The following is a 23,235-nucleotide window of genomic DNA, read 5'->3' on the forward strand; positions in this document are numbered from 1 at the left end:
ACTCAACGGGATGGCAGATAGCGTATGGGATCGACCGGCTTGCCCTGCCGGCGGATTTCAAAGTGCAGCTTGACGCGGTCTGCGTCGGTGTTGCCCATCTCGGCGATCTTCTGGCCCTTGCGCACCGCCTGGTCTTCCTTGACCAACAGGGTCTGGTTGTGTGCGTAAGCGGTGAGGAACGTGTTGTTGTGCTTCAGGATGACCAGGTTGCCATAGCCGCGCAGACCGGCACCGGCATAGACCACACGGCCATCCGCCGCCGCCAGTACCGGGTCACCTGCCTTGCCGGCAATGTCGAAGCCCTTGTTGCGTGCCTCGTCAAACCCGGCAATCAGCGAACCCGATGCAGGCCAGATGAACGCCAACTCATCCTCGCCCGCTGGCGCTGCCGCAGGTGCCGGCGTGGCTGGCGCCACCGCCACCACCGTGCCCGACGCAGCAGAGGCAGCAGGCTTGGTGCCGCTGGCGGCCGATGCAGGAGCCGCAGCGGGCGTGCTGGCTGGAGCGACGGAGGATGATGTGACCGGGCGTGTCACCACCCCGCTCTCAGAGGCCACAACCGCCGGGGCAGCGGACGGAGGAAGCACGCGCAGCACCTGACCGACTTCGATCAGGTTGGCGTTTTCCAGATTGTTCCAGCGGGCAATGTCTTTCCAGCTTTGCCCAGACTCCAGGCCGATGCGAATCAGGGTATCCCCAGGCTTGACCGTGTAGTAACCCGGCTTGCCGGCGTTTTCCGCACCAGGCAGAGGCTTGATGGGGGTACCCACCACCACGCCCGGCTGTGCTGCGGGCGCTGGGGCAGAAGACGACGAAGAGGTGCCCCGATCTTCCACAGGAGCCTTGTTCATGCGGGTGCCACAGCCGGAGAGCACCAGCCCCGCCATTGCCACGGTAAAACCCACCACAAGACCACGCGATACGAACATAAGCAATTCCCTTTACGCAATCCCCGATTTTAGGGGGACAAAATGCACGGGTTCGAGCACGTTTTGTTTCAATCCGTGCGGGGTTTTGTCGATCACCAGCAACATTTGCTGCCCGCCCGTCAGTGCCATGGGTGCCACCAGACGCCCCCCCACGGCCAATTGATCACACCAGGCCAGGGGCACAGCATCGCCCCCGGCTGCGGCAATGATGGCCGCGTACGGAGCACCTTTGGCATAGCCGAGCATGCCGTCGCCAAACAGCAGGTGCACGTTGGCCAGGCGGAACGGCCGCAAGTTGTCGCGCGCCTTGTCGTGCAGGCCACGCAGGCGCTCCAGCGTGTACACCTCGCGGGCCAGCAGGCTCAGCACTGCAGCCTGGTAGCCGCAGCCCGTCCCAATTTCCAGCACACGCCCCAGCCCGCCATGGCGGGCGCTCTCTGCGCCCAGCAGCAGCTCACACATGCGAGCCACCACGCTGGGCTTGGAGATGGTCTGGCCCAAGCCTATCGGCAGGCTGGTGTCTTCGTAGGCCTGGTTGACCAGGGCACTGTCCACAAACCGGTGGCGCTCCACAGCGCCCATGGCCTGCAGCACAGGGGCCAACGTGATGCCGCCCGCCGCCAGTTTTTGCACCATCCGCGCCCTGACGGCCGACGAATCCAGCCCCACTCCGGCAGGTGTCGCGGCCACCGCCGGCTTCCGCTGTGCGGGGGAAGACGGCGCTACCGCCGGCTTGCCCATAGCGGGGTTACCGGACACCGGCAGCTTGGCCGGAAACCCCGGGCGGCGCTGCATCACGCCCCGGGGGCGGCAGCCGCCCCCGCCGCCAAACGGGCGGCGGTCTGCGCCCAGTAGCCGAGGTTGTCGTGATCGGTCAGATCCACCTTGAGGGGCGTGATGGACACATGGCCCTGGGCCGTGGCATGAAAGTCCGTGCCTTCTGCATCGTCCTTGGCAGCACCGGCACCGCCGATCCAGTACATGGCTTCGCCCCGGGGGCTTTCCTGCACGATGACCCGTTCCGCCGCATGGCGGCGCCCCAGGCGGCACAGCTTGGCCGGGCGCAAGGCCTCCAGCGGCATGTTGGGGATGTTCACATTGAGCAGCCACGGGGTTTCGTTGACCAGTTGCTGCGCACGCATCTGCGCCACCAGTTCACGCGCCTTGGCCGCAGCAGCCTCCAGCTCGGCCCAGCCCTTGTCCACTTGTGAAAAAGCGATGGCCGGAACGCCAAAAAGATATCCCTCCATGGCAGCACCCACCGTGCCGGAATAGATCGTGTCGTCGCCCATGTTGGCGCCATTGTTGATGCCCGATACCACCAGGTCGGGCCGGTAGCCCAGCAAGCCAGTCAGAGCGATGTGCACGCAGTCTGCCGGGGTGCCGTTCACATAGCGAAAACCATTCGCCGCCTTGTGCACATACAGCGGTGAATGCAGTGTCAGCGCGTTGGACTTGGCACTGTTGTTATGTTCTGGCGCAACGACCTCCACCTCGACCCCTTCGAGGGTCTTGAGCGCATCATGCAGCGCGACGATGCCGGGGGCCTGGAAGCCGTCGTCATTGGAAATCAGGATCTTCATGGTCTGAGTAGGGGTTGCAACGGATTGTAGGTGGGCAGGCCATTGCTGCGCCCGAGGGCGCCAGAGAAGCCGCCGCCGCAGCCCGTCGCTCGTGGGACATCCGGCACGCCAGCGCCCCACCTATCATGCGGGCCATCATTGACAAGACCGACTGACAGGAGACTTCCCCATGCATGCCTGGCTTTGCACCAACCCCACCGGCGTCGAGGCACTTGCCTGGACGGAGCTGCCCACCCCCACCCCCAAGGCGGGCGAGGTGCTCATCGAGATCAAGGCCGCCAGCCTGAACTTCCCCGACCTGCTGATCGTGCAGAACAAGTACCAGATGAAGCCGCCGCTGCCCTTTGTGCCCGGCTCGGAATACGCTGGCGTGGTGGCTGCCGTAGGCGAAGGCGTCACGCACCTCAAGGTCGGCCAGAACGTGGCCTGCCTGTCGGGCACCGGCGGCTTTGGCACCCACACCATTGCCCCCGCAGCCCTGTGCATGCCGTTGCCAGACGGCTTTTCGCATGTCGATGCAGCCGCTTTCATCATGATCTACGCCACGTCGCACCATGCGCTGGTGGACCGCGCACAGCTCAAGGCGGGCGAGACCGTGCTGGTGTTGGGCGCTGCCGGGGGCGTGGGCACGGCCGCCATCCAGATCGCCAAGGCCATGGGCGCACGTGTGATTGCCGCCGCATCCAGCGACGAAAAGTGCGCGCTGTGCACGTCCATCGGAGCCGACGCGACCATCAACTACAGCAAGGACAACCTGCGCGAGGCCATCAAGACCCTCACGGACGGCAAGGGCCCCGACGTGATCTATGACCCCGTGGGCGGCGACTTTGCCGAGCCCGCGTTCCGCTCCATCGCCTGGCGCGGCCGCTATCTGGTGGTCGGGTTTGCGTCCGGCCCCATCCCGGCCCTGCCGTTCAACCTGGCGCTGCTCAAGGGCGCGTCCATCGTCGGCGTGTTCTGGGGCGACTTTGCCAAGCGCGAACCCAAGGCCAACGCCGCCATGATGGGCGAGCTGGCACAGTGGTATGCCCAGGGCAAGATCAAACCCGTGATCGACCGCACCATGCCCATGGCCGAGCTGCCCGCCGCCTACGCCCACATGGGCTCGCGCGGGGTGATGGGCAAGCTGGTCATGGTGAACTGACGGCCAGCCGCCCCCTTTGGAACGTGTGGGCAGATCTCGCAAGGGGTCCTCCCCATGTTCCTGGCTGGCATACCCGTGTGGCCCGGTGTGCCAGCACGCACAGCGCCTTGCCTGTGTCACACTTGTGCATTCCAGCCTCCTGACACTGGTGCCCGCCCATGGCCGACCGACCACCTTCCGAGATCGCGCGCGAGACGCTCAAACAACTGGCCGCTCGCCGACTGGCCCCCACGCCAGACAACTACCTCGCGATCTACGATGAAATAGCGGGCATCCGCAGCCCGCAGCCTTTCCCCGAGGGACCGCTGAGCAGCATCCAGCGTGTGCTGCCCGGCCAGACACCTGCGCAAAAACGCCTGCTGGGCCAGTTCGAACGCGCCATCATCACCAAGGACTGGACATCGCTGCAAAGCGTGATGGTGGGTTACGCCAACCTGGGTTTGCACCCGGCCACTGCCTCCAAACCCATCGAGGTGGCCGATGCGCCCACCGCACTGGGCGAACTGCCCGCCGAGTTTGCCGAAGCCCTGGCCCGCCTCATCGACAACACCCTGCCCGCCCTGGGTGACGACGATCCCCGCGTCATCGACATGGCGCAGCAGCTCATCACCTTTCTGCGCGAACCCACGCCCCTGGTGACCACCGCGCAGCTCATGCTGGGCAACTTCAGCTACCGCCTGTCGTTCGCCACCGAAGAACAAGCCTCCATCCGCGCGAGCCTGCTCGAGCTGCTGCACATGATCTTCGAGAACATCGCCGTGCTCAGCGTGGACGACCGCTGGCTGCAGGGCCAGGCCGAGGCGCTGATGAGTGCCTCGACCCCGCCCCTGACGCTGCGGCGGCTGGACGATGTGCAGCGCCGGCTCAAGGACGTGATCTTCAAGCAGACCGAAGCCAAGGCGCGGTCGCTGGAGGCGCAAGAGCAGATGAAGGAAATGCTGGCCACCTTCATCGAGCGGCTGGCGCGCATCACCGCATCCAGCACCAGCTACCAGGGCACCATGGAGCGCTGCGCGGACCTGATCGGCAAGGCCAGCACGCTGCAAGAGATTGCCCCGGTGCTGCAGGAGGTGATGAGCGCCACCCGCGCCATGGCGCTCGACAGCCGCGTGACCCACGATGAGCTGCAGGACCTGCGCGAGCGAACCGAGGCCAAGCGCGCCGAGGTCGCCAAGCTGCAGGAAGAACTGGACCGCGCCAGCGCCCAGGCCCGCCACGACCCGCTGACCGGCAGCCTCAACCGCAAGGGCCTGGACGAGGCCGTGGAACGCGAGATCGCCCGCGCCCGCCGCCTGGGCTCGTCCCTGTGCCTGGCGCTGCTGGACGTGGACAACTTCAAGACCATCAACGACCGGCTGGGCCACGCGGGGGGCGACGCTGCCCTGGTGCACCTGGCGCAGGTCACGCGCGAGGTCATGCGGCCGCAGGACTTGCTGGCACGGTACGGCGGCGAAGAGTTCGTGATCGTGCTGCCCGACACCACCGTCGAAGCCGGCGTGGCGGCCATGACCCGCTTGCAGCGCGAACTGACCACGCGCTTCTTCTTGCAAGGCACCGAGAAGGTGCTCATCACCTTCAGCGCGGGCGTGGCCCAGTTGGTCGAGAGCGAGAGCGCCACCGACGCCATCGTGCGGGCCGACCAGGCGATGTATCTGGCCAAGCGCTCGGGCAAGAACCGGGTGATGGCGGCGTGACCACCTCCCCCCTGTGTCGCCTTCGGCGCCATCCCCCCAGAGGGGGACGCCACCAGCGCCACGGGGCGGCCCTTGTGCGGCGGCCACTGGTCTGGGTTGCGTCAGTTTCTGAGCACGGCGCCCGACGCAAAGGGCAGCTGAATTGACATCCGAGCAAAGACGGCAGTTCCTGCGCAACGCAGCCCTGGCTGCCTCCGTCGCCACCCTCCCCCGCTGGGCCTGGAGCAATCCGCCCGCGCTGCAAAACAACCCCTTTGCCCTCGGCGTCGCCAGTGGTGACCCGGCGCCTGATGGCGTGGTGCTCTGGACGCGGCTCTTGCTCGTCGATCCAGCGCAGATCCTGAGCACCCACACCGTGCGGTGGGAGGTGGCGCACGACGCTGGGTTTGCCCAGATCGTGCAAAAGGGCGAGGCCACTGCGCTGCCCGCGCTGGGCCACAGCGTGCATGTGGAGCTGCAAGGCCTGCAACCCGCACGCTGGTACCACTACCGCTTCATGCTGGGCGACGCGGTGAGCGCCACGGGCCGCACGCGCACCGCGCCTGCGGTGGGCGACATGCCCGGGGCGCTGCGGGTGGCGTTTGCCTCGTGCCAGCGCTGGGAGCATGGGCACTACGCGGCGTGGCGCCATCTGGCCGCCGACCAGCCGGACCTGGTGCTGTTCCTGGGCGACTACATCTACGAATACGCCACACCCAAAACCACCACCGATCTGGCGCGCACCCACAGCCTGCGCCACGCCACCACGCTGGCCGACTACCGCGACCGCTACGCCCTGCACAAGAGCGACCCGGCCCTGCAGCTGGCCCACGCCGCCTGCCCGTGGGCCGTGACTTGGGACGACCACGAGGTGCAAAACGACTATGCCGCCGAGGCAAGCCGTGGCGAGAGCCCGGGCAGCGCCGCCTTTCTGGCCCAGCGCAGTGCGGCCTGGCAGGCGTTTTACGAGAATATGCCGCTGCGCACGACCAGCCTCCGGGGCCCCGCGTCCGCCACCGGCTGGGACACGCTGCAGATCTACCGCCGCCTGCGCTGGGGCCGACTGGCGCACATCCACCTGCTCGACAGCCGCCAGTACCGCAGCTGGCAGGCCTGCCGCACGCCCGAGGCCAGCAGCGCACCCGCCGTGCGCCCCGCCGACTGCGCAGAGCTGGCCCAGCCACAGCGCAGCCTGCTGGGCAGCGCGCAAGAGCGCTGGCTGGACGCGGGCCTGGCCGCCGACACGGCCAGCGCACAGGCCACACGCTGGAGCGTGATCGCACAGCAGACGCTGTTCTCGCCGCGCCACTACCCCTCTGGCACGGTGCCCACCGACGCCTGGGACGGCTACCCCGCCGCACGCCAGCGCCTGCTGCAATCGGTGACCCGGCACACGCCGCGCAACACGGTGCTGCTGGGCGGAGACATCCACCAGAACTACGTCTGCCGCGTGCATGGCGATGCCGCGCGCGCCGACTCGGCCGTGGTGGCCAGCGAGTTCTGTGGCACGTCCATCAGTTCGCGGTCGGGCACCACGCAGGCCAAGGTGGACGCCATCGTCCGCCACAACCCGCATGTGCTGCTGGCACGCTGCGACCAGCGCGGCTACGGCCTGGCCGACATCACCCCCACGCGCTGGTCCACCACGCTGCGTGTGGTGGACGACCCGCTGCGCGCTGACAGCGGCGCCTCCACGCTCGCCCGGTTTGTGGTGGAAGACGGCCGCGCAGGGCCCCAGGCGGCCTGAGGCGACCTGGGAAGGCGTGAGCCGACCCGCCGGGCAGGCAAGCCTCTGGTCGTTGCGCCCCGCCAGGGCCCAGGGATGGCCTGTGAACCGCCGCTGACGGTCGGTAACAACTATCTTTTTGATAGCTGCTCAGGCATATTGCACTAGCGCTACCGCCGCAAAACACCTTCAATCGGTGCACAAACCCCAGGGGCAGCCTCCTGCGCGCCCTCGCAGGCTGCAGCAAGGCCCCTTACCATGGCCGCTTCGCTGCTTGCACCCACAGGAGACCCGCATGACACCCACTGCCCTGCCTGCCACGTCGCACCTGCGCCGCCCGTTCAGTCGCAACCTGCTGGCCCCTGCGGCCCTCGCCACCCTGATGGCCCTGACAGGTTGCGCCGGTGCTCCCTCCCAGTTCGCCTACACCGTGCCCGCCCAGCCCGAGGGTTCGTCCGGCTACACCGAAAAACCGGGCTGGGCCACGGAGAAGTTTGCCGTGGCCGCTGCCAACCCGCTGGCCACCGATGCGGGCTACCAGATCCTCAAGGCCGGCGGCTCGGCCGTCGATGCGGCCATAGCCGTGCAGATGGTGCTGACGCTGGTGGAGCCCCAGTCCAGCGGCATCGGCGGCGGCGCCTTCCTGCTGCACAGCAACGGCAAGCTGGTGGAGGCCTACGATGGCCGCGAAACCGCGCCCGCTGCCGCCGATGAAAAGCTCTTCCTGGGTGCCGACGGCAAGCCCGTGCCCTTCTACGACGGTGTGGTGGGCGGCCGCTCGGTGGGTGTGCCCGGCACAGTGCGCATGCTGGAGATGGCGCACAAGCAGCACGGCAAGCTGCCCTGGGCCACGCTGTTCCAGCCCGCCATCACGCTGGCCGAGGGCGGCTTCAAGGTCAGCGCAAGGCTCAACACCCTGGTGAAGGCCGACGCCCACCTCAAGAAGGACCCCGTGGCCGCCGCCTACTTCTACAAGGCCGACGGCGACGCGCGCGATGTGGGCGTGAACCTGCGCAACCCCGAGCTGGCCGCTGTGCTGCGCAAGATTGCCGCTGAAGGCAGCAAGGCCCTGCACGAAGGCGAGGTCGCCCAGGCCATCGTGGACAAGGTGCAAAAGCACCCCACCAACCCCGGCAAGCTCAGCCTGGCCGACCTGGCTGGCTACCAGCCCAAGAAGCGCGAGGCGCTGTGCCACGACTACCAGGTGGCCAGCAAGGACTACCGCGTGTGCGGCTTTCCCCCCCCCAGCTCCGGGGCCATCGCCATCGGGCAGATCCTGGGCATCCTCAAGAACACCGACGCCGCCGCCAAGCCGCTGCAGGACGGCATCCCCTCGGCCGACTGGCTGCACCTGTACACCGAAGCCGCCCGCCTGGCCTTTGCCGACCGCGCGCAGTACGTGGGCGACCCCGACTTCGTGCAGCCCCCCGCCGGCAGCTGGAGCAGCCTGCTCGCCCCGGCCTACCTGGCCGAGCGTGCCAAGCTCATCGGCGCGCAGAGCATGAAGGTGGCGCAGCCCGGCAACCCCGGCGCTGTGAAGACCAGCTATGCGCCCATGCCCGACCAGCCCGAGTACGGCACCAGCCACATCAGCATCGTCGACGCGTTCGGCAATGCGGTGGCCATGACGACCACCATCGAAGACCAGTTCGGCGCGCGGCAGATGGTCAAAGGGTTTTTGCTCAACAACGAGCTCACCGACTTCAGCTTTGCCCCCGCCGACGCCCAAGGCCAGCCCATTGCCAACCGCGTGCAACCTGGCAAGCGCCCGCGCTCGTCCATGGCACCCACGCTGGTGTTCGACAAGGCCACGGGCGAGCTCTTGATGAGCGGCGGCAGCCCCGGCGGCGCGGCCATCATCCACTACACCGCCAAGACGCTCTACGGCGTGCTCAACTGGGGCCTGATGCCCCAGCAGGCCATCAACCTGCCCAACTTCGGCTCGATGAACGGCCCCACGCTGCTGGAAGAAAAACGCTTCCCACCCCCCACCGTCGAGGCCCTGCGCGCCCGCGGTGCCGAGGTGCGCGAGATGAACATGACGAGCGGCCTGCAAGCCATCACGCGCGGCCAGGCGCATGGCAAGAAGCTGTGGATGGGCGGGGCCGATCCACGCCGCGAGGGCGTGGTGATGGGCGACTGAGAGCCAGCCCTGCGCGGCCCAACATGGGGCTGCGCGCCGAGTGCGCAGCCGCCTGGGCGGGCATGGCGCGCGCCAAGGACGGACCCCGCTACAGTCTTGCCCCATGGATCTCCGAAGCCTGCGCTACTTCATCGCCGTGGTCGAGGCCGGCAGCCTCTCGCGGGCGGCGGGCAGCCTCTACATTGCGCAGCCCGCCCTCACCGCCCAGATCAAGAAGCTGGAGTCCGAGCTGGGCGCGCAGCTGCTGGAACGCTCGCACGCGGGCGTCACGCCCACACAGGCTGGCGTGCAGCTCTACCAGGACGCAAGGCGGCTTTTGAGCGACGCCTCGGCCATGCGGGAGCGCATCCAGCGCCTGCCGCAGGGGCCGGAGGGATCGGTCACGATTGCCGTGCCGTTTCTGCTGTCATCGCTGCTCATGGGCCCGTTGCTGGCGCACCTGAAGGACACGCACCCGCGTATTCGGGTGTTCGTGCTCGACGACCTCAGCCTCATGGTCAGGAAAGCCATGCTGGACCGGCGTGCGGACATCGGCGTTCTGGTCGACGCCGCGCAGGTGGAGGGCCTGCACTGCCGTCCCCTGGTGCGCGAGGCCATGTACTTTTGCGGGCACGACCCCGGCGGCACGGTGCGTGCGCTGCTGCGGCCAGTGCCTGACGCAGCAGCCACGGCCAAAGCGCCTGCTGCGCGCCGGGCTGGCGCGCGTGCCACGGCAGCGCGCGCCGCCAGCCCCACCATGCGCCCCACCATCGACTTTGCCGATGCGGCCGCACAGCCCCTGGTGCTGCAGTCGCGCCGCTACACCATCCGCCAGCGGGTCGAAGAAGCCGCCGCCGCGCGCGGTGTGGCCCTGAACATCGCCCACGAACACGACTCCGCGCGGGTGATCCGCTCGCTGTATGCGTGCGGGGGCGGCTTCACCTTCACCCCTGCCTGCGCGCTGGGGGATGCCCCTGCCTCCGGCACCGACTGGATGGTGGCCCGCGTGGTCAACCCGGAGATAACGCGCAGCTACACCCTGGCCACCGCTGCGGACCGCGAGGTGGACGGGGTGATGCAGGTGGTGATGGACGCGCTGGAGGCCGTGGTGCAGAAGCTGGTGGCATCGGGCAGGTGGGAGGCCGCAGCGTGACCCGAGTCACCGCAGTGACCTTGCTCGAATCCGCGCAGTACCAGGACGACGCCGCAGCCACGTTTGCCGCGGTGGCCGCCCAGGTGGCTGCAATCGTGCCGCAGGCGCGCATCGAACACATCGGCGCCTCGTCCATTCCCGGTGCAGTCTCCAAGGGTGACCTCGATATCTGCGTGCTGGTGCCGCCGCAAGACCATGCACCGGGCGTGGCAGCGCTCGAGGCCGCAGGCTGCAGCGCCAAGGCCGACACCCTGCGCGCGCCCGATCTTTGCATGCTGCTGTGGCCCGGCGCCACGATGGACGTTGCACTGCAGGTGGTGGCCTGCGGCTCGCCGTTCGAATGCTCTCTGCACTTTCGCGATGCCTTGCGCGCCGACCCCGCCCTGGTGGCAGAGTACAACCGGCTCAAGCAACGATTCGCATCTGAGGGGATGGACCGCTACCGCGAGGAGAAGGCTCGCTTCATCGCGCAGGTGCTGCAGGCGGCGGGCAAGCCCCTGGCCGCAGGCTGATTCCATCGTTATTCAGCGGCCTTGCCACACACGCACCAGGAGACATTGCCCATGGCATCCAAAACCACTGCATCGTCCCAACCCGCCTCCACCCTCATCGATCAGCGCATCGCAGACCTGTCCGACTGGCGCGGCCCGGTGCTGGCACGCATGCGTGCGCTCATTCATGAGGCCGCCCCCGGCGTGGTGGAAGAGTGGAAGTGGATGGGAACGCCCGTATGGTCGCTGGGCGGCATCCTCTGCACCGGCGAGAGCTACAAGGCCGCAGTGAAGCTCACCTTTTTGAAGGGCGCCGCGCTGCCGGACCCGGCGCGGCTATTTAACGCCAGCCTGGATGGCAATGCGCGGCGCGCCATCGACATCCACGAGGGCGACGTGGTGGATGCAGAGGCGTTCAAGTCGCTCATCCGCGCGGCAGTGTCACTCAACGCCGCCAAGCCCGCCAGATCCTCCGCAAAAAAGCCCGCCACCCGCACGAAGGCGGCATAACGCTGTCGCAGCCGCGCACGCAGCGTGTGCGGAAGGCACGCTACGGCAAGGGCATCAATTTCAGTGATGCCTGCCCATCAGCAATCGGTATTTCCCTGATACCCCGTCTTCTGGAACAGTGACCCCATGCCCCGCGCTCGACGGGGCCAGTGTTTCAGGAGACAGCCATTACCACCTCGCCCCCCATTCCCCCGCGCGTGGTCGCCAACGTCGGCGCCCTCGTGGCGCGCAGCGCCCGTGCCCATGCCCGCCGCATGGCGGTCAAGAGCCCCGCACGCAGCATCACTTATGCCGATCTGGAGCAGCGCACCAACCGCCTGGCCAACGCCTTGCTGGGCCTGGGCCTGCAGCGCGGTGACCGCGTGGGCATCTACCTGCCCAACTGCGTCGAGGTCGTCGAGATCGAGATCGCCTGCTACAAGGCCGGGCTGATCAAGGCGCCGTTCAACGCCCGGCTCTCGCCCACCGAGGTCGGCGCCATTGCCGCCAACAGCGGTGCGGCGCTGATCGTGACCACTGCCGAGCGCGCCGAGACCATCCGCCCGCATGTGGCGCAATGCATGCCCGCCGCCATGCCCCGGCTGCTGCTGACCGACGATGCGGGCCCCGCAGGGTATGAAGCGGCACTGGCCCAGGCCAGCGACACGTTCACCCCGGTGGTCGTGTGCGAGGACGAAGTCGCCGTGCTGCACTACACCTCGGGCTCGTCCGGCGTGCTCAAGGCGGCTATGCAGACCTTCGGCAACCGCCTTGCGCAGCTGCGCAAGTTCCTCACGCGTTCGGACGGGCAGCAGCCCGGCCACATCCTGGGGCTGGTGGGCCCGATCACCCACGCATCGGGCATGCAGATGGTGCCGGCACTGTGCCAGGGGGTCACCATCCGCCTGTTCAACGGCTTCGAGCCCCCGCGCTTCATCGCCGACATGCGGGCCGACCGCGTGACCCACACCTTCATGGTGCCCACCATGATCAACATGCTGCTGACCGAGCTGGAGGGCCATTACCGCCCCCTGCCCGACCTGCTGCGCCTGGGCTACGGCGCCGCCCCCATGGCGCCCGCGCGCATCCTGCAGGCCATGGACGTGTTCGGGCCCATCCTGCAGCAAGGTTACGGCGCGGGCGAGACGACCTCGGGCGTGTGTGGCCTGTCGGTGGAAGACCATCTGTTTGCCCGCGCGGCGCGGCAAGAGCGGCTGGCATCGTGCGGACGGCCGTTTCTGGAATGCGATGTGCAGATCCTGGGCGACGACGGCCAGCCCGTGGCCACCGGCGAGATCGGCGAGATCGTGGTGCGTGGCGACGACATTTTTGCGGGCTACTGGCGCGCCCCCGAGCTGACGGCCGAGGTGCTGAAGGACGGCGCGTACCACACGGGCGACCTGGCGCGCATGGATGACGAGGGCTACGTCTACATCGTGGACCGCAAGAAAGACATGGTGATCAGCGGCGGGTTCAACGTGTACCCGTCGGAGGTCGAGGCCGTGCTGTACCAGCACGACGCCATTGCGGACGCCTGCGTGTTCGCCGTGCCCGATGACAAATGGGGCGAGGCCGTGGCCGCGCACGTGGTGCTCAAGCCCGGTCGTGCGGCCGGTGCCGACACCACCGCTGCGATCGACGCGTTCTGCGCCCAGCACCTGGGCGGGTTCAAGCGGCCCCGGCGCATCGAGTTCGTCACCACCCTGCCCAAGAACCCGAACGGCAAGGTGATGCGCCGCGCCGTGCAGGCCCCGTACTGGGAAGGGCGTGGGCGGATGGTGAACTAGGTACATCCCCCTGAGCGGCTTTGCCACCTCCCTCTTCTCTCTTGGCGCTGCGCGCTGCGGGAAGGGGGACGACGCCCTCGCTGCGGGGCGGCCCTTGCTCGGCGTCTCTCGCCTGGGCCTGCGCCAGTTTCCAGAGCCCGCTGTCACAGCCAACGACAAGGAATCCTGACATGAACAACGACATCACATCCCCCCTACCCGCGCCGCTGTTTCCCGGCATGCCTTTTGAAGGCTCGCCACAAGCGGCCGAACTGATTGCGCGCATCAACGAGTTTCTGTATGGCGAGCTGGCGGCGCTGGCGCGCGAGCATGGCATCGACCACGAGAACGCGCCCGACAAGGCCTTGCTGCAGCAGGTGTGGAAACGCTCGCACGCTTTAGGCTTTTACGGCATGACGCTGCCGCAGAAGATGGGCGGCCTGGGCCTGTCCACGCTGGACCATGTGCTGGTCAAAGAAGCCATCTACGCCAGCGGCTCGCCGTTCGCTCCCCATGTGTTTGGCGAGCTGAGTGGCCCGCCACGCGTGGGCGCACTGGCGCGCATGGCCACGCCGCACCAGATGCAGCAGTTCATCCTGCCGGTCGCGCGTGCCGAAATGGCCATCTGCTTCGCACTGACCGAGGCCGAGGCTGGATCGGACGCTGGCAACGTGCAGACACGCGCCGTGCGCGAGGGCGACGACTACGTGATCACGGGCACCAAGCGCTTCATCTCGGGCTCGCCGTTTGCCGACTACGCAGTGCTGATGGCGTCCACCGCCACACACGACGACCCCGATCCGAAAAAGCGCGAGGTCACGGCCTTCTTTGTGGACCTGCATGCGCCCGGCGTGCGCGTGGAGTCGGGCTACAAGACCATGGCGGGACAGACGAGCACTGGCAACATCGTGCTGGAGGGCACGCGCGTACCCGCCGCCAACCTGATCGGTGAGGCCGGGCGTGGCCTGGCGCTGGCGCTGGGCCGCATCAGCGTGAACCGGCTGCTGCACTGCCCGGCCATGCTGGGCCTGGCGCAGGTGGCGCTGCGCGATGCACGCGACTACGCGCAGCAGCGCCACCAGTTCGGCCGCGCCATCGGGCAGTTCCAGGCCATCCAGCACATGCTGGCCGATATGGCGACCGACTGGGCTGCCGCACGCGGACTGATGCTGGCCACAGCCCGCGCGATTGATGCAGGCGCCGAGCCCCGCGCCGAGTCGTCCATGGCCAAGCTGTTCTGCTCGGAGGCTGCCTTTCGCATCGCCGACCGCGCGGTGCAGATCCACGGCGGCGAGGGCATCGTGCAGGGCCGGCGCGTGGAGTTCCTGTTCCGCATGCTGCGCATGTACCGCGTGCTCACCGGCACGAGCGAGATCCAGCGCAACACCATCGCGAAAGAACTCATGGCATCCCCCTGAGCGGCTGCGCCGCCCACAGCGCGCCAAAACAACCCTCACAGAAAATGACACGGAGACAAGACATGACGAATCAACCCATCCCCCACCTGCGCCGCCGCGTACTGCTCGCTGCTGGCCTGCTGTCACTGCTGGCCAGTACATCCGCCATGGCCGCCGAGCCGTGGCCCGCGCGCCCCATCAAGTGGGTGGTGCCCTACCTCGCCGGCACGGGCCCGGACACCACGGCCCGCATCGTGGCCGAAGCGGTGTCGAAGGAGCTGGGCCAGCCCGTGGTCATCGAAAACAAAGGCGGCGCAGGCGGCAACCTGGGCGCACGCCAGGCGGCCAAGGCCGCGCCCGACGGCTACACATGGGTCTACGCCGGGTCGCCCATGGCGGCCAGCATGCGCATGTACAAGCAGCCGGGCTACGACGTCCTCAAGGACTTTCGCCATGTGATCGGCCTGACGAGTTCAGACACGGTGGTCATCGTCCACGCGCAAAGCGACATCCGCAGCCTGGCCGACCTGCTGGCGCGCCTGCGTGCGCAGCCCGGCAAGCTGGACTACGCGTCGGGCGGTGTCGGCACGCCCTCGCACCTGGGGGTGGAGATGGTGCTCAGCGTCAGCCAAGCGCAGGCCACGCATGTGCCGTACAAGGGCGCATCAGAAATCGTCAACGCGGTGCTGGGCCAGCAGGTCACCTTTGGAGCACCCATCACCGCCGTGGCGTACTCGAACATCGTGGCTGGCAAGCTGCGCGCACTGGCCGTGACAGGGCCCGCACGCAATCCCAAGCTGCCCAGCGTGCCCACGCTGGCCGAGGCGGGCCTGCCCGGGGTGGAGCTGACCTCGTGGGGCGGCGTCTCCGTGCCCACCGGCACGCCCGATGCCATCGTGTCCCGCGTGCGCGCCGCGTTCGAAGCCGCCCTGCGCCAACCCGCCGTGGTGACCGCGCTCGAAGAGCAAGGCGGCATGGTCAACCCGCAAGACGGCGATACCTTCACACGGGCCTTCGGCAAGGAAATCGGCTTCACCGAGGCGATGATGAAACGCATCAGGCTGGAGCCGATGTGATGGCGCGAAGGGGTGAACGCGCCCACGTGCGCGGGCCCTACCCGTCCGTACCAGGCAACGCATTACTTCAATTTTGATAGCTGCCAACGCATATAAATTGTGCGCTTGAGGCTTTTTTCATCTCAAAAGGGTTCCAAAACCCCATGCGAAACCTCCCAACGCTTGCGGTACTCGCCTTGCCACTCCTGCTGGGCCTGGCACCTGCAACCTTTGCGCAGGTGGCCGATGTCCGGCAGGACGCAACCGCCGCCACGCGTGCGCGCCAGGCCGCATCCCTGGGCACACTGGACGTGAACGCGCCCGCCAGCTTCGAGGACGCGCGCCGGGGCCTGATCGTCACGCCCAGCGGCCAGGTGCGCAACGCGCAGGGCCAGGTGGTGTGGGACTTTGATGCGCTGCAGTTTGCGCAGGGCGAGGCCCCCGCCACCGTGCACCCCAGCCTGTGGCGCCATGCGCGCCTGAACCAGACCCCCGGCCTGTACCAGGTGCGTGAGGGCATCTGGCAGCTGCGTGGCTTCGACCTGGCCAACCTCACGCTCATCCAGGGCCGCACGGGCTGGATCGTGGTGGACCCGCTCACCACGCAGGAGACGGCGGCGGCCGCCCTCGCCTTCGCGCGCCAGCACCTGGGCGCGCAGCCGGTGTCGGGCCTGGTATTCACGCACAGCCATGTGGACCACTTCGGCGGCGCATTGGGCGTGCTGACCGCGCAGGACGCCAAGGCACGCAGCGTGCCCATCGTGGCACCGGTGGGCTTCATGGAGGAGGCGACCAGCGAGAATCTGCTGCTCGGCCCAGCGATGTCGCGCCGCGCGGGCTTCATGTATGGCAGCCAGTTGCCACGCGATGCGCGCGGCGTGGTGGACAACGGCCTGGGCATGGCCGTGGCGGTCGGGCGCATCGGCATCCTGCCGCCCACCGTGCTCATCGACCAGCCCACGCAGGCGCTCGACATTGATGGCGTGCGCTTCGTGTTCCACAACGTGCCAGGCTCCGAAGCCCCGGCCGAGATGGTGTTCGAGCTGCCCGACCTGCGCGCGTTCGGTGCGGCAGAACTGGTCTCGCAGACACTGCACAACCTCTACACCCTGCGCGGCGCCAAGGTGCGCGACGCGCTGGCGTGGTCGCGCTACATCGACAGCGCCAGTGCGCACGCACGCCGTGCAGATGTGGTCTTCCTGCAGCACGGCTGGCCCGTGTGGGGCCGCGAGCGCATCGACACCTTCTTGACCACGCAGCGCGACACCTACCGCTACCTGCACGACCAGACGGTGCGCCTGCTCAACGCCGGGCTGACACCCGGCGAGATCGCCGAGGCCGTGCAACTGCCCTCCACGCTGGCGGCGCAGTGGGCATCGCGCGGGTACTACGGCACCGTCAAACACAACGTGCGCGCGGTGGCGCAGTTCTACCTGGGTTGGTTCGACGCGCACCCCGCCACACTCGACCCGCTGCCACCCGTGCAGGCCGCGCGCCGCTACGTGGCCCTGGCAGGCGGCGCGGACGCTGCGGTGGTCGCCGCGCGCCAGGCCTTTGACGCGGGCGACTACCGCTGGGCGGCCGAGCTGCTGCGCCATGTGCTGCTGGCGGACAGCAACAACGCAGCGGCCAAAGACCTGATGGCGCGCAGCTTTGAGCAGATGGGCTACGCCGCTGAATCCGCGCCCTGGCGCAACTTCTACCTGACCGGCGCGCAGGAACTGCGGCATGGCACTGCACCGCGCAACGCTTCAGGCCCGCGCGCTGCGGTGGCCGACATGCTCATGCAGACTCCCATCCCGCAGTTCCTCGATGCAATGGCCGCCTCGCTCAACGGCCCGAGCGCGGACGGCGTGCGCCTGTCCGTGGCACTGCGCTTTACCGACACCGAAGAAAACCATGGTCTGTGGATTGAGAACGCGGTGCTGCACCACCGCCCGGGCACACCACCCTGGCCCGCCGACGCCACGCTGCTGCTCACCAAACCCTCCTTCCTGCGCCTGATGAACGGCCAGGCCACACCGCAGGAGCTGGCCGGCTCTGGCGCGCTGCGCATGGAAGGCGATGCGCAGGCCCTGCGGCAGCTGATGGGCATGCTGGACAAGCCGGTGCGTGACTTTCCGATCATGACGCGGTGATTCGAATGAAACAGGCCGCTAGCGCCTATAGATAATTCGCTCAATGCTCCCAAATGAGGAGCAAGACGCCAGAGCCATCCCTCGATGGCTGGCTCCTCATCAGCCCGGTGGACATGCGACACCGCCATCGGCCAGCGGGCTCAGTGCGGTGTCGATGCTGAAGCGGTTCTTGCCCGCCTGCTTGGCCGCATACATCGCAGCATCGGCCTGGGCGAGCAGCGCATCGGCATCGGTGCCATGGCGCGGGTAGAGCGCCGCGCCCACGCTGGCCGAGATGTGCGCAACAGCCCCCTCCAGCACAAAAGGCTGCTCCATCGCAGACAGCACCTTGCTGGCCACGACCTCGCAGTGGTCTGCCCGCTCGATGGTGGCCAGCACGATGCCGAACTCGTCGCCGCCCAGGCGCGCCACGGTGTCTTCGGCGCGCACGCAGTCTTCCAGCCGCCGAGCCACCTGCTGCAGAAGCAGGTCGCCTGCTGCATGGCCCCACTGGTCGTTGACGGACTTGAACCCGTCCAGGTCCACATACAGCACAGCAGCGTGCCGCCCGTGGCGCCGGGCCGTTTCGAGCACACGCGCCAATCGGTCGTGGAACATCACGCGGTTGGACAGGCCCGTGAGCGCATCGTGCAGCACATCGTGCGACAGGCGCATCTCCAGCTCCTTGCGCGCGCTGATGTCCTGCGTCACCACCACCAGAAAGTCCGGATGACCCTGGGCGTCCTTGACGAGGCCCAGCGCTTCGTACACCCACAACAGTCCGCCGTCCTTGCGCCGGTAGGCCTTTTCCATCTCGGGGGAGAACACGGGCGAGTGTGCCACCAGGCGCCGCGCCAGAAAGCGGCGCAGGGCTTCACGCTCGCCCTCGTCGCTCAGCGCAAACAGGTCGCGCTGGCGCAGCTCCTCCAGCGAATAGCCCAGCATGCGGCAGAACTTGTCGTTGGCACGCAGGATGCGGCCTTCGGGCGTGATGTGGGCGATGCCGGTGGCCGCCTGGTGGAAGGTGGCGCGGAACAAGCCTTCGCTGGACGCCAGGGCATCGGCCACGGCCCGCTGGCGCGCCAGCACCACAATGAGCAGCGCGCCAAAACACAGCAGCGCCACGCTGGCAGCCGCAGCCAGAACAAGGTAGTCAACGCGCCGCTGCATCACCGGCGCCAGCACCTCGTCGGAGGTCGACCCCACCGTCACCATCAACGGGTAGCCCGCCATGCTGCGGTAGCTGAGGATGCGCGGTACACCGTCCACCGCGCCGTTCTCATCGATCAGTTCGCCTTCAGGGTCTTGCGCGCGGAGCTGAAACCAAGGCAGCCCCCGCGCATCGGCGCCAAAGCTGATCTTGCCCCCGGCTTTGCGGCCGCGCACCACGCCGTCCAGCCCTGTCAGCTCCAGCAGCCCCTGTGCGCCCAGGTCGGCCTGGCGGTAAAAGTCGGGGAAGTTCGTCGGGTCCACCGACATCACCACCACACCACCAAAGCGGCCTCCCTCGCTCACGATGCGCAGCGCCATCGGAATGCGCCACTGCCCCGACACACGGCCCAGCACAGGCTCGCTCACAAACAGGTCATCGCGATCGCTGGCACGCAGCGCCTTGAAAAAGGCGCGGTCGCTGTAGTTGACGGCCCCGGTCTCCTGGCTGCTGCTGACGATGTCGCCCTGCTCGTTCACCACGCTGATGATGGTGAACATGGGCTCGCGGATCACCCCCCGCTCCACCCAGTCGCGCAGGTCGATGTCGGTGCCCTGCTGCAGGTACTGCTCGCGCACAAAGGCGGCGACCTGCTCGGCCGCCTTGAGGGTGCGGAACACCTGCTGCTCGAAGGCGATGGCCAGGTTGGCATTGGACTGCATGGCGGAGGCCACGGCCTGCTCGCGCTCGAACGCCACACGCTGCAGCGTGACCAGCCACAAGCCCGCCACGGCAACGATGCAGCCCAGCGCAATCGCCAGGCTCAGCGGCGTGACAAGGCGATAGCGGCGACGCGGGGCCCCGGCCTCAAGACGGTCGTCCGCGTCCGGTGGCCGCGTGGTGTCATCTTTTTGCTCCATGCCCCTCGAAATGTAGCGGGGCATGTGCGGCAAGTCGACAACAGGATGGCCACCGGGCGCGGCCCACGCAAATGGAACCCTACGCGAGCCGCGCCAGCACCTTGGGCAGGCTGGCCACCAGCATCGCCACGCCCGACAAGGTCAACATGCCCAGCACGATCTGCCGGAACCGCGCATCGCTGATACCGTGGTACAGCCGCGCTCCCAGCAGCACGGGCACCAGCATGGCGGGCACCACAATGGCCAGCAGCGGCAGCGCCTCGCGGGTGACCAGGCCGGTGGCCAGGTAGGTGATGAAGGTCACCAGCAGCATGGCCAGGTTGAAGTTCTGGATGATGGCGCGCTGCACGTCCTTGTCCAGACCGCGCAAGGTGCACCACAGGGTGGGCAGCACGCCGGTGAAGCCGCCCAGGCCGCCCATCACGCCGCCCGCCATGCCCACCAGCGCGTCGGCCACGCGCCCGCCGCGCGTGATGCGGGGCAACTGCTTGGCCATCAGCATCGCCGGGCACCACAGCACCAGCAGCGTGCCCAGGATGACCTTGAACGCGTCCATGTCCAGCCGGGGCAATACGGCCACGCCAATGGGGATGCCCACCAGGCCACCCAGCACAAAGGGCAGCAGGCGCACCCGGTCAAACCCCCGGCGCACCGTGGCCGCCGCCACCAGCTGGCCGGTGAGCGCGCCGCACACCGCCAGCAGCGCGGCCAGGCGGGGCTCCAGCGTCCAGGCCCAGAACGACATGGCGACCATGCCAAAACCAAAACCCGACAGCCCCTGCACAAACCCGGCGGCCACTGCGCCCAGGGCCACGATCAACAGCACGGAATCCATGTCTCCCCCTCACTTGGTGTGAACGTGCGCGTGAGTAGGCTTCACGCCCCACGGAGCTCCACGCTCCTCACGCATCTGCGCGTTCAGCCGGTGAGCCCATGAAGCGCAAGCCCTGCGCGCCCAGCCGCCATTGTGTGCGCTGGCAGCAGGGGCAACGCTGTGGCGACGGATCGCGGTGCCGGTTCAATACAGGGTGGCCTGCTGGCGCGCTGGCAGTTCGCGGTCGTAGGCAGCGCCGTCAAATGCGCCCTGTGTGATGGACGCCAGGATGGCGCCCGGGGTGGGCACTGGGCGCGGGGTGCCGGGCGGCACGGCATGCCACAGGCGCGAGCGCTGGATGGCGCGCGCGCACTGGAAGTACACCGCCTGCACATCGACCACGATCACACACTTTGGCGGCTGGCCGTTGACCACGAAACGCGCCAGCAGGTCGGGCGCGACGCTGATGCGCGCGTGGCCGTTGACGCGCAGCGTCTCGCCCACGCCGGGGATGAGGAACAGCAGCGCCACGCGCGGGTCGGCCACGATGTTGCGCAAGCTGTCGGCGCGGTTGTTGCCACGGCGCTCGGGCAGCAGCAGGGTTTTGTCGTCCAGCAGCTGCACAAAGCCGGCGGGGTCGCCGCGCGGCGAGGCATCCAGCCCGCCGGGGCCGGTGGTGGCCAGCACGGCAAAGGGCGACGCCGCGATCATGGCGCGGTAGGCGGGGTGCACATACGGCAGCTCTTTGTGGACGGAGGCATCGCTCAGCGTGCCCAGCAGGGCCTCCAGGCGTGGCAGGGTGTCGATGGCGTGCTCGTCGCGGGCGGGGGTCATGGGGGCGGCTTCCTTCGGGTGGGTGGGCAAGGGAGCGGCCATGGTGCAGCAGGCCTGCCGCGCTGACAAACGACTTTGCAGCCGGTCATGCGTGCAAAAAATGCACGCATGGGTCTTCGCGAAGGACTGCCTGCGATGGCTTCGCCACAGGACCGCGCCAGCAGCAGCAACAGAAGCGGCGCACATCCAGCCCACCGGCCAGACGCGCGCCGCCCCCTCGTTCAACGCGCCGGGCGCAGCTTGACGCCGGGGAAGTCCACCGGCACGGCCAGCGCCACGTTCACATAGTTGGTGAACAGGTTGAGCGCCACATGGGCCACGATCTCGACGATTTGCTCGTCGTTCACGCCCTGGTCGCGCAGGGCCTGCACATCGGTCGCATCGACCTGGCCGCGTTCGTTGACCAGTTGCAGCACAAAGCGCAGCACGGCCGCTGTGCGCGGGTCGGCTGACTCGCCCGCCTGCGCGGCGGCCAGGGCCTCGCCACTCACGCCTGCCTTGCGGCCCAGTGCGGTGTGGGCGGCCAGGCAGTAGTCGCAGGCATTGCGGTTGGCCACGGCCACGGCGATCTGCTCACCCAGGGCGGCGCCGATCACGCCGCCTCCCAAGGCGCCAAACGCACCCCACATGCTTTGCAGCGCAGCGGGCGAGTTGGCCACGGCGCGGAACATGTTGGGCGTGGCGCCAAAGGCTCCGTGGACCTGGTCGAGCACGGCGCGCACAGTGCCGGTGGCGGCGGTGCGGTCGACGAGGGGGACGCGGGCGACGGAAGAAGAAGTAGCGGACATGGTGTGTTCCTTGGAGGTCATGAAGGGTTGGTGAGAACTTGTGCCTGTTCTCGGCACCCCTGCAGTGTCCGGCGTAAGCGTGCACCATTTGGCACATAAAATCCATTATTAATACCCAATCATCCAAAACCATGCCACCAAGCGTTCCTACACCCGCGCAGGCCTCCACCCCGCTCGACCGGTTGTCGCCGCTGCTGGAGCGGTTTCGGGTGCGGGCCCACCTGTTCCACAACGGGCCGCTGTGTGGCGTGACGCACTTTGCGGCGGCGCCGGGCCGGGGCTTTTTGCATGTGCTGCGCCGGGGCGAGATGGTGGTCACGCACCAGCCCCAGGCCGGCCCGCCCGAGCGGCTTCAGGTGTGCGAGCCCAGCCTGCTGTTCTATGCCCGGCCGCTGGAACACTTTTTTCACAACGCGCCCACCGAGGGCTCGGACTTCACCTGCGCCGCGCTGGACTTCGACGGCGGCGCCAGCCACCCGCTGGCCCGCGCCCTGCCCCCGCTGGTGGTGCTGCCGCTGGGCGCGGTGGACGGGCTGCAGCAGTCGCTGGACCTGCTGTTTGCCGAAACCGACCGCCTGCGCTGCGGCCACCGCGTGCTGGCCGACCGCCTGTTTGAAGTGGTGCTGCTGCAGTTGCTGCGCTGGCTGCTGGACCACCCGGAGCAGGCGCAGATGCCCCCCGGCCTGCTGACGGGCCTGGCCGACCCGCAACTGTCGCGCACGCTCACGGCCCTGCACGAGGCCCCTGGCGAGCCGTGGAGCCTGGCGCAGATGGCGCAGCAGGCGGGCATGTCGCGCAGCGCGTTTGCCGCCCGCTTCAAGGCCGTGGTGGGGGACACGCCAGCCGACTACCTGGCGCACTGGCGGCTCACGCTGGCGCAGGCGCATTTGCGTGCGGGCCGGTCGCTCAAGTCCATCGCCCATGAACTGGGCTATGCCAACCCCTCGGCGCTGTCGCGCGTGTTTGCGCAAAAGCTGGGGGTGTCAGCGCGGGACTGGCGGGAGGCGGTGGACGAAGGGCGTTGACACCCAGCCCAGGCAGCGCCGCAGGGGCACCCAGGAGCCCCCGGCCCTGGTTTTCAAGC

19 protein-coding genes are annotated in these 23,235 nt (G+C 68.2%); 12 read left to right on the forward strand and 7 right to left on the reverse strand.

The window, feature by feature from the left end; all coding sequences use genetic code 11:
- Positions 1-2: 2 nt before the first annotated feature.
- The 3 genes from ASD75_RS03530 to surE are packed head-to-tail and all read right to left on the reverse strand — an operon-like array spanning position 3 to position 2,512.
- Positions 3-929: a peptidoglycan DD-metalloendopeptidase family protein gene (locus ASD75_RS03530; protein WP_056743284.1), complete on the reverse strand. Its 927-nt coding sequence runs from the start codon at positions 927-929 to the stop codon at positions 3-5.
- A 12-nt stretch (positions 930-941) separates the two neighbouring features.
- Positions 942-1,724 (reverse strand): protein-L-isoaspartate(D-aspartate) O-methyltransferase, encoded by a 783-nt coding sequence (locus tag ASD75_RS03535; RefSeq protein WP_056743286.1) that lies wholly within the window; start codon positions 1,722-1,724, stop codon positions 942-944.
- The gene (surE, locus tag ASD75_RS03540; protein WP_056743288.1) at positions 1,724-2,512 is read right to left on the reverse strand and encodes a 5'/3'-nucleotidase SurE; all 789 of its coding nucleotides are present in this window, start codon (positions 2,510-2,512) and stop codon (positions 1,724-1,726) included. Before surE ends, ASD75_RS03535 begins: the two co-directional genes overlap by 1 nt.
- Before the next feature lie 169 nt (positions 2,513-2,681).
- Here surE and ASD75_RS03545 point away from each other — a divergent pair, with 169 nt between their 5' ends.
- The 11 genes from ASD75_RS03545 to ASD75_RS03595 all read left to right on the forward strand — a co-directional run bounded on the left by ASD75_RS03545 (position 2,682) and on the right by ASD75_RS03595 (position 17,666).
- Positions 2,682-3,656 (forward strand): NADPH:quinone oxidoreductase family protein, encoded by a 975-nt coding sequence (locus tag ASD75_RS03545; RefSeq protein ID WP_056743289.1) that lies wholly within the window; start codon positions 2,682-2,684, stop codon positions 3,654-3,656.
- 158 nt (positions 3,657-3,814) lie between these two features.
- Positions 3,815-5,350, forward strand: a complete 1,536-nt coding sequence (locus tag ASD75_RS03550; protein ID WP_056061952.1) for a diguanylate cyclase — start codon at positions 3,815-3,817, stop codon at positions 5,348-5,350.
- A gap of 142 nt (positions 5,351-5,492) precedes the next feature.
- Positions 5,493-7,076 (forward strand): alkaline phosphatase, encoded by a 1,584-nt coding sequence (locus tag ASD75_RS03555; RefSeq protein ID WP_056743291.1) that lies wholly within the window; start codon positions 5,493-5,495, stop codon positions 7,074-7,076.
- A 274-nt stretch (positions 7,077-7,350) separates the two neighbouring features.
- Positions 7,351-9,198, forward strand: coding sequence for a gamma-glutamyltransferase family protein (locus tag ASD75_RS03560; RefSeq protein ID WP_056743294.1), 1,848 nt, complete (start codon positions 7,351-7,353; stop codon positions 9,196-9,198).
- A gap of 103 nt (positions 9,199-9,301) precedes the next feature.
- Positions 9,302-10,330: a LysR substrate-binding domain-containing protein gene (locus tag ASD75_RS03565; RefSeq protein ID WP_056743296.1), complete on the forward strand. Its 1,029-nt coding sequence runs from the start codon at positions 9,302-9,304 to the stop codon at positions 10,328-10,330.
- The gene (locus tag ASD75_RS03570) at positions 10,327-10,842 is read left to right on the forward strand and encodes a GrpB family protein (protein ID WP_162251075.1); all 516 of its coding nucleotides are present in this window, start codon (positions 10,327-10,329) and stop codon (positions 10,840-10,842) included. Before ASD75_RS03565 ends, ASD75_RS03570 begins: the two co-directional genes overlap by 4 nt.
- Positions 10,843-10,893: 51 nt before the next feature.
- Positions 10,894-11,331: a DUF1801 domain-containing protein gene (locus ASD75_RS03575; protein ID WP_056743298.1), complete on the forward strand. Its 438-nt coding sequence runs from the start codon at positions 10,894-10,896 to the stop codon at positions 11,329-11,331.
- A gap of 197 nt (positions 11,332-11,528) precedes the next feature.
- The gene (locus ASD75_RS03580) at positions 11,529-13,097 is read left to right on the forward strand and encodes an AMP-binding protein (protein WP_200947556.1); all 1,569 of its coding nucleotides are present in this window, start codon (positions 11,529-11,531) and stop codon (positions 13,095-13,097) included.
- Between the two features lie 170 nt (positions 13,098-13,267).
- Entirely contained in the window at positions 13,268-14,494 is a 1,227-nt protein-coding gene (locus tag ASD75_RS03585) for an acyl-CoA dehydrogenase family protein (RefSeq protein WP_056743300.1), read from the forward strand.
- A 62-nt stretch (positions 14,495-14,556) separates the two neighbouring features.
- The gene (locus ASD75_RS03590) at positions 14,557-15,549 is read left to right on the forward strand and encodes a tripartite tricarboxylate transporter substrate binding protein (protein WP_056743302.1); all 993 of its coding nucleotides are present in this window, start codon (positions 14,557-14,559) and stop codon (positions 15,547-15,549) included.
- A 143-nt stretch (positions 15,550-15,692) separates the two neighbouring features.
- Complete coding sequence (locus tag ASD75_RS03595) at positions 15,693-17,666, forward strand: alkyl/aryl-sulfatase (protein WP_056743304.1); 1,974 nt, start codon at positions 15,693-15,695, stop codon at positions 17,664-17,666.
- Positions 17,667-17,765: 99 nt separating this feature from the next.
- Here ASD75_RS03595 and ASD75_RS03600 read toward each other — a convergent pair whose 3' ends face one another.
- From ASD75_RS03600 to ASD75_RS03615, 4 genes are all read right to left on the reverse strand, one after another.
- The gene (locus tag ASD75_RS03600; protein ID WP_056743306.1) at positions 17,766-19,715 is read right to left on the reverse strand and encodes a diguanylate cyclase domain-containing protein; all 1,950 of its coding nucleotides are present in this window, start codon (positions 19,713-19,715) and stop codon (positions 17,766-17,768) included.
- A 79-nt stretch (positions 19,716-19,794) separates the two neighbouring features.
- The gene (locus tag ASD75_RS03605) at positions 19,795-20,550 is read right to left on the reverse strand and encodes a sulfite exporter TauE/SafE family protein (protein WP_056743307.1); all 756 of its coding nucleotides are present in this window, start codon (positions 20,548-20,550) and stop codon (positions 19,795-19,797) included.
- 183 nt (positions 20,551-20,733) lie between these two features.
- Complete coding sequence (locus ASD75_RS03610; RefSeq protein ID WP_056743484.1) at positions 20,734-21,363, reverse strand: pyridoxamine 5'-phosphate oxidase family protein; 630 nt, start codon at positions 21,361-21,363, stop codon at positions 20,734-20,736.
- A 221-nt stretch (positions 21,364-21,584) separates the two neighbouring features.
- Positions 21,585-22,151 (reverse strand): carboxymuconolactone decarboxylase family protein, encoded by a 567-nt coding sequence (locus ASD75_RS03615; RefSeq protein ID WP_056743485.1) that lies wholly within the window; start codon positions 22,149-22,151, stop codon positions 21,585-21,587.
- Positions 22,152-22,282: 131 nt separating this feature from the next.
- On the opposite strand from ASD75_RS03615, the gene ASD75_RS03620 reads away from it, so the two are divergent.
- A complete protein-coding gene (locus ASD75_RS03620; RefSeq protein ID WP_056743309.1) occupies positions 22,283-23,176 on the forward strand; it encodes an AraC family transcriptional regulator in 894 nt (297 codons plus the stop codon).
- Positions 23,177-23,235 lie beyond the last annotated feature (59 nt).

This window comes from Acidovorax sp. Root568 (genome assembly GCF_001427445.1).
In the GTDB taxonomy this organism is placed as follows: domain Bacteria; phylum Pseudomonadota; class Gammaproteobacteria; order Burkholderiales; family Burkholderiaceae_C; genus Acidovorax; species Acidovorax delafieldii.

Excerpts from the sequence above, each read along its gene's own strand:
- ASD75_RS03610 (WP_056743484.1), bottom strand. The coding sequence starts at position 21,363 with ATGACCCCCGCCCGCGACGAGCACGCCATCGACACCCTGCCACGCCTG.
- ASD75_RS03590 (WP_056743302.1), top strand. The coding sequence starts at position 14,557 with ATGACGAATCAACCCATCCCCCACCTGCGCCGCCGCGTACTGCTCGCT.
- ASD75_RS03565 (WP_056743296.1), top strand. The coding sequence starts at position 9,302 with ATGGATCTCCGAAGCCTGCGCTACTTCATCGCCGTGGTCGAGGCCGGC.
- ASD75_RS03620 (WP_056743309.1), top strand. The coding sequence starts at position 22,283 with ATGCCACCAAGCGTTCCTACACCCGCGCAGGCCTCCACCCCGCTCGAC.
- ASD75_RS03535 (WP_056743286.1), bottom strand. The coding sequence starts at position 1,724 with ATGCAGCGCCGCCCGGGGTTTCCGGCCAAGCTGCCGGTGTCCGGTAAC.
- ASD75_RS03560 (WP_056743294.1), top strand. The coding sequence starts at position 7,351 with ATGACACCCACTGCCCTGCCTGCCACGTCGCACCTGCGCCGCCCGTTC.
- ASD75_RS03615 (WP_056743485.1), bottom strand. The coding sequence starts at position 22,151 with ATGTCCGCTACTTCTTCTTCCGTCGCCCGCGTCCCCCTCGTCGACCGC.
- ASD75_RS03530 (WP_056743284.1), bottom strand. The coding sequence starts at position 929 with ATGTTCGTATCGCGTGGTCTTGTGGTGGGTTTTACCGTGGCAATGGCG.
- ASD75_RS03550 (WP_056061952.1), top strand. The coding sequence starts at position 3,815 with ATGGCCGACCGACCACCTTCCGAGATCGCGCGCGAGACGCTCAAACAA.
- ASD75_RS03600 (WP_056743306.1), bottom strand. The coding sequence starts at position 19,715 with ATGGAGCAAAAAGATGACACCACGCGGCCACCGGACGCGGACGACCGT.
- ASD75_RS03595 (WP_056743304.1), top strand. The coding sequence starts at position 15,693 with ATGCGAAACCTCCCAACGCTTGCGGTACTCGCCTTGCCACTCCTGCTG.
- ASD75_RS03605 (WP_056743307.1), bottom strand. The coding sequence starts at position 20,550 with ATGGATTCCGTGCTGTTGATCGTGGCCCTGGGCGCAGTGGCCGCCGGG.
- surE (WP_056743288.1), bottom strand. The coding sequence starts at position 2,512 with ATGAAGATCCTGATTTCCAATGACGACGGCTTCCAGGCCCCCGGCATC.
- ASD75_RS03585 (WP_056743300.1), top strand. The coding sequence starts at position 13,268 with ATGAACAACGACATCACATCCCCCCTACCCGCGCCGCTGTTTCCCGGC.
- ASD75_RS03575 (WP_056743298.1), top strand. The coding sequence starts at position 10,894 with ATGGCATCCAAAACCACTGCATCGTCCCAACCCGCCTCCACCCTCATC.
- ASD75_RS03545 (WP_056743289.1), top strand. The coding sequence starts at position 2,682 with ATGCATGCCTGGCTTTGCACCAACCCCACCGGCGTCGAGGCACTTGCC.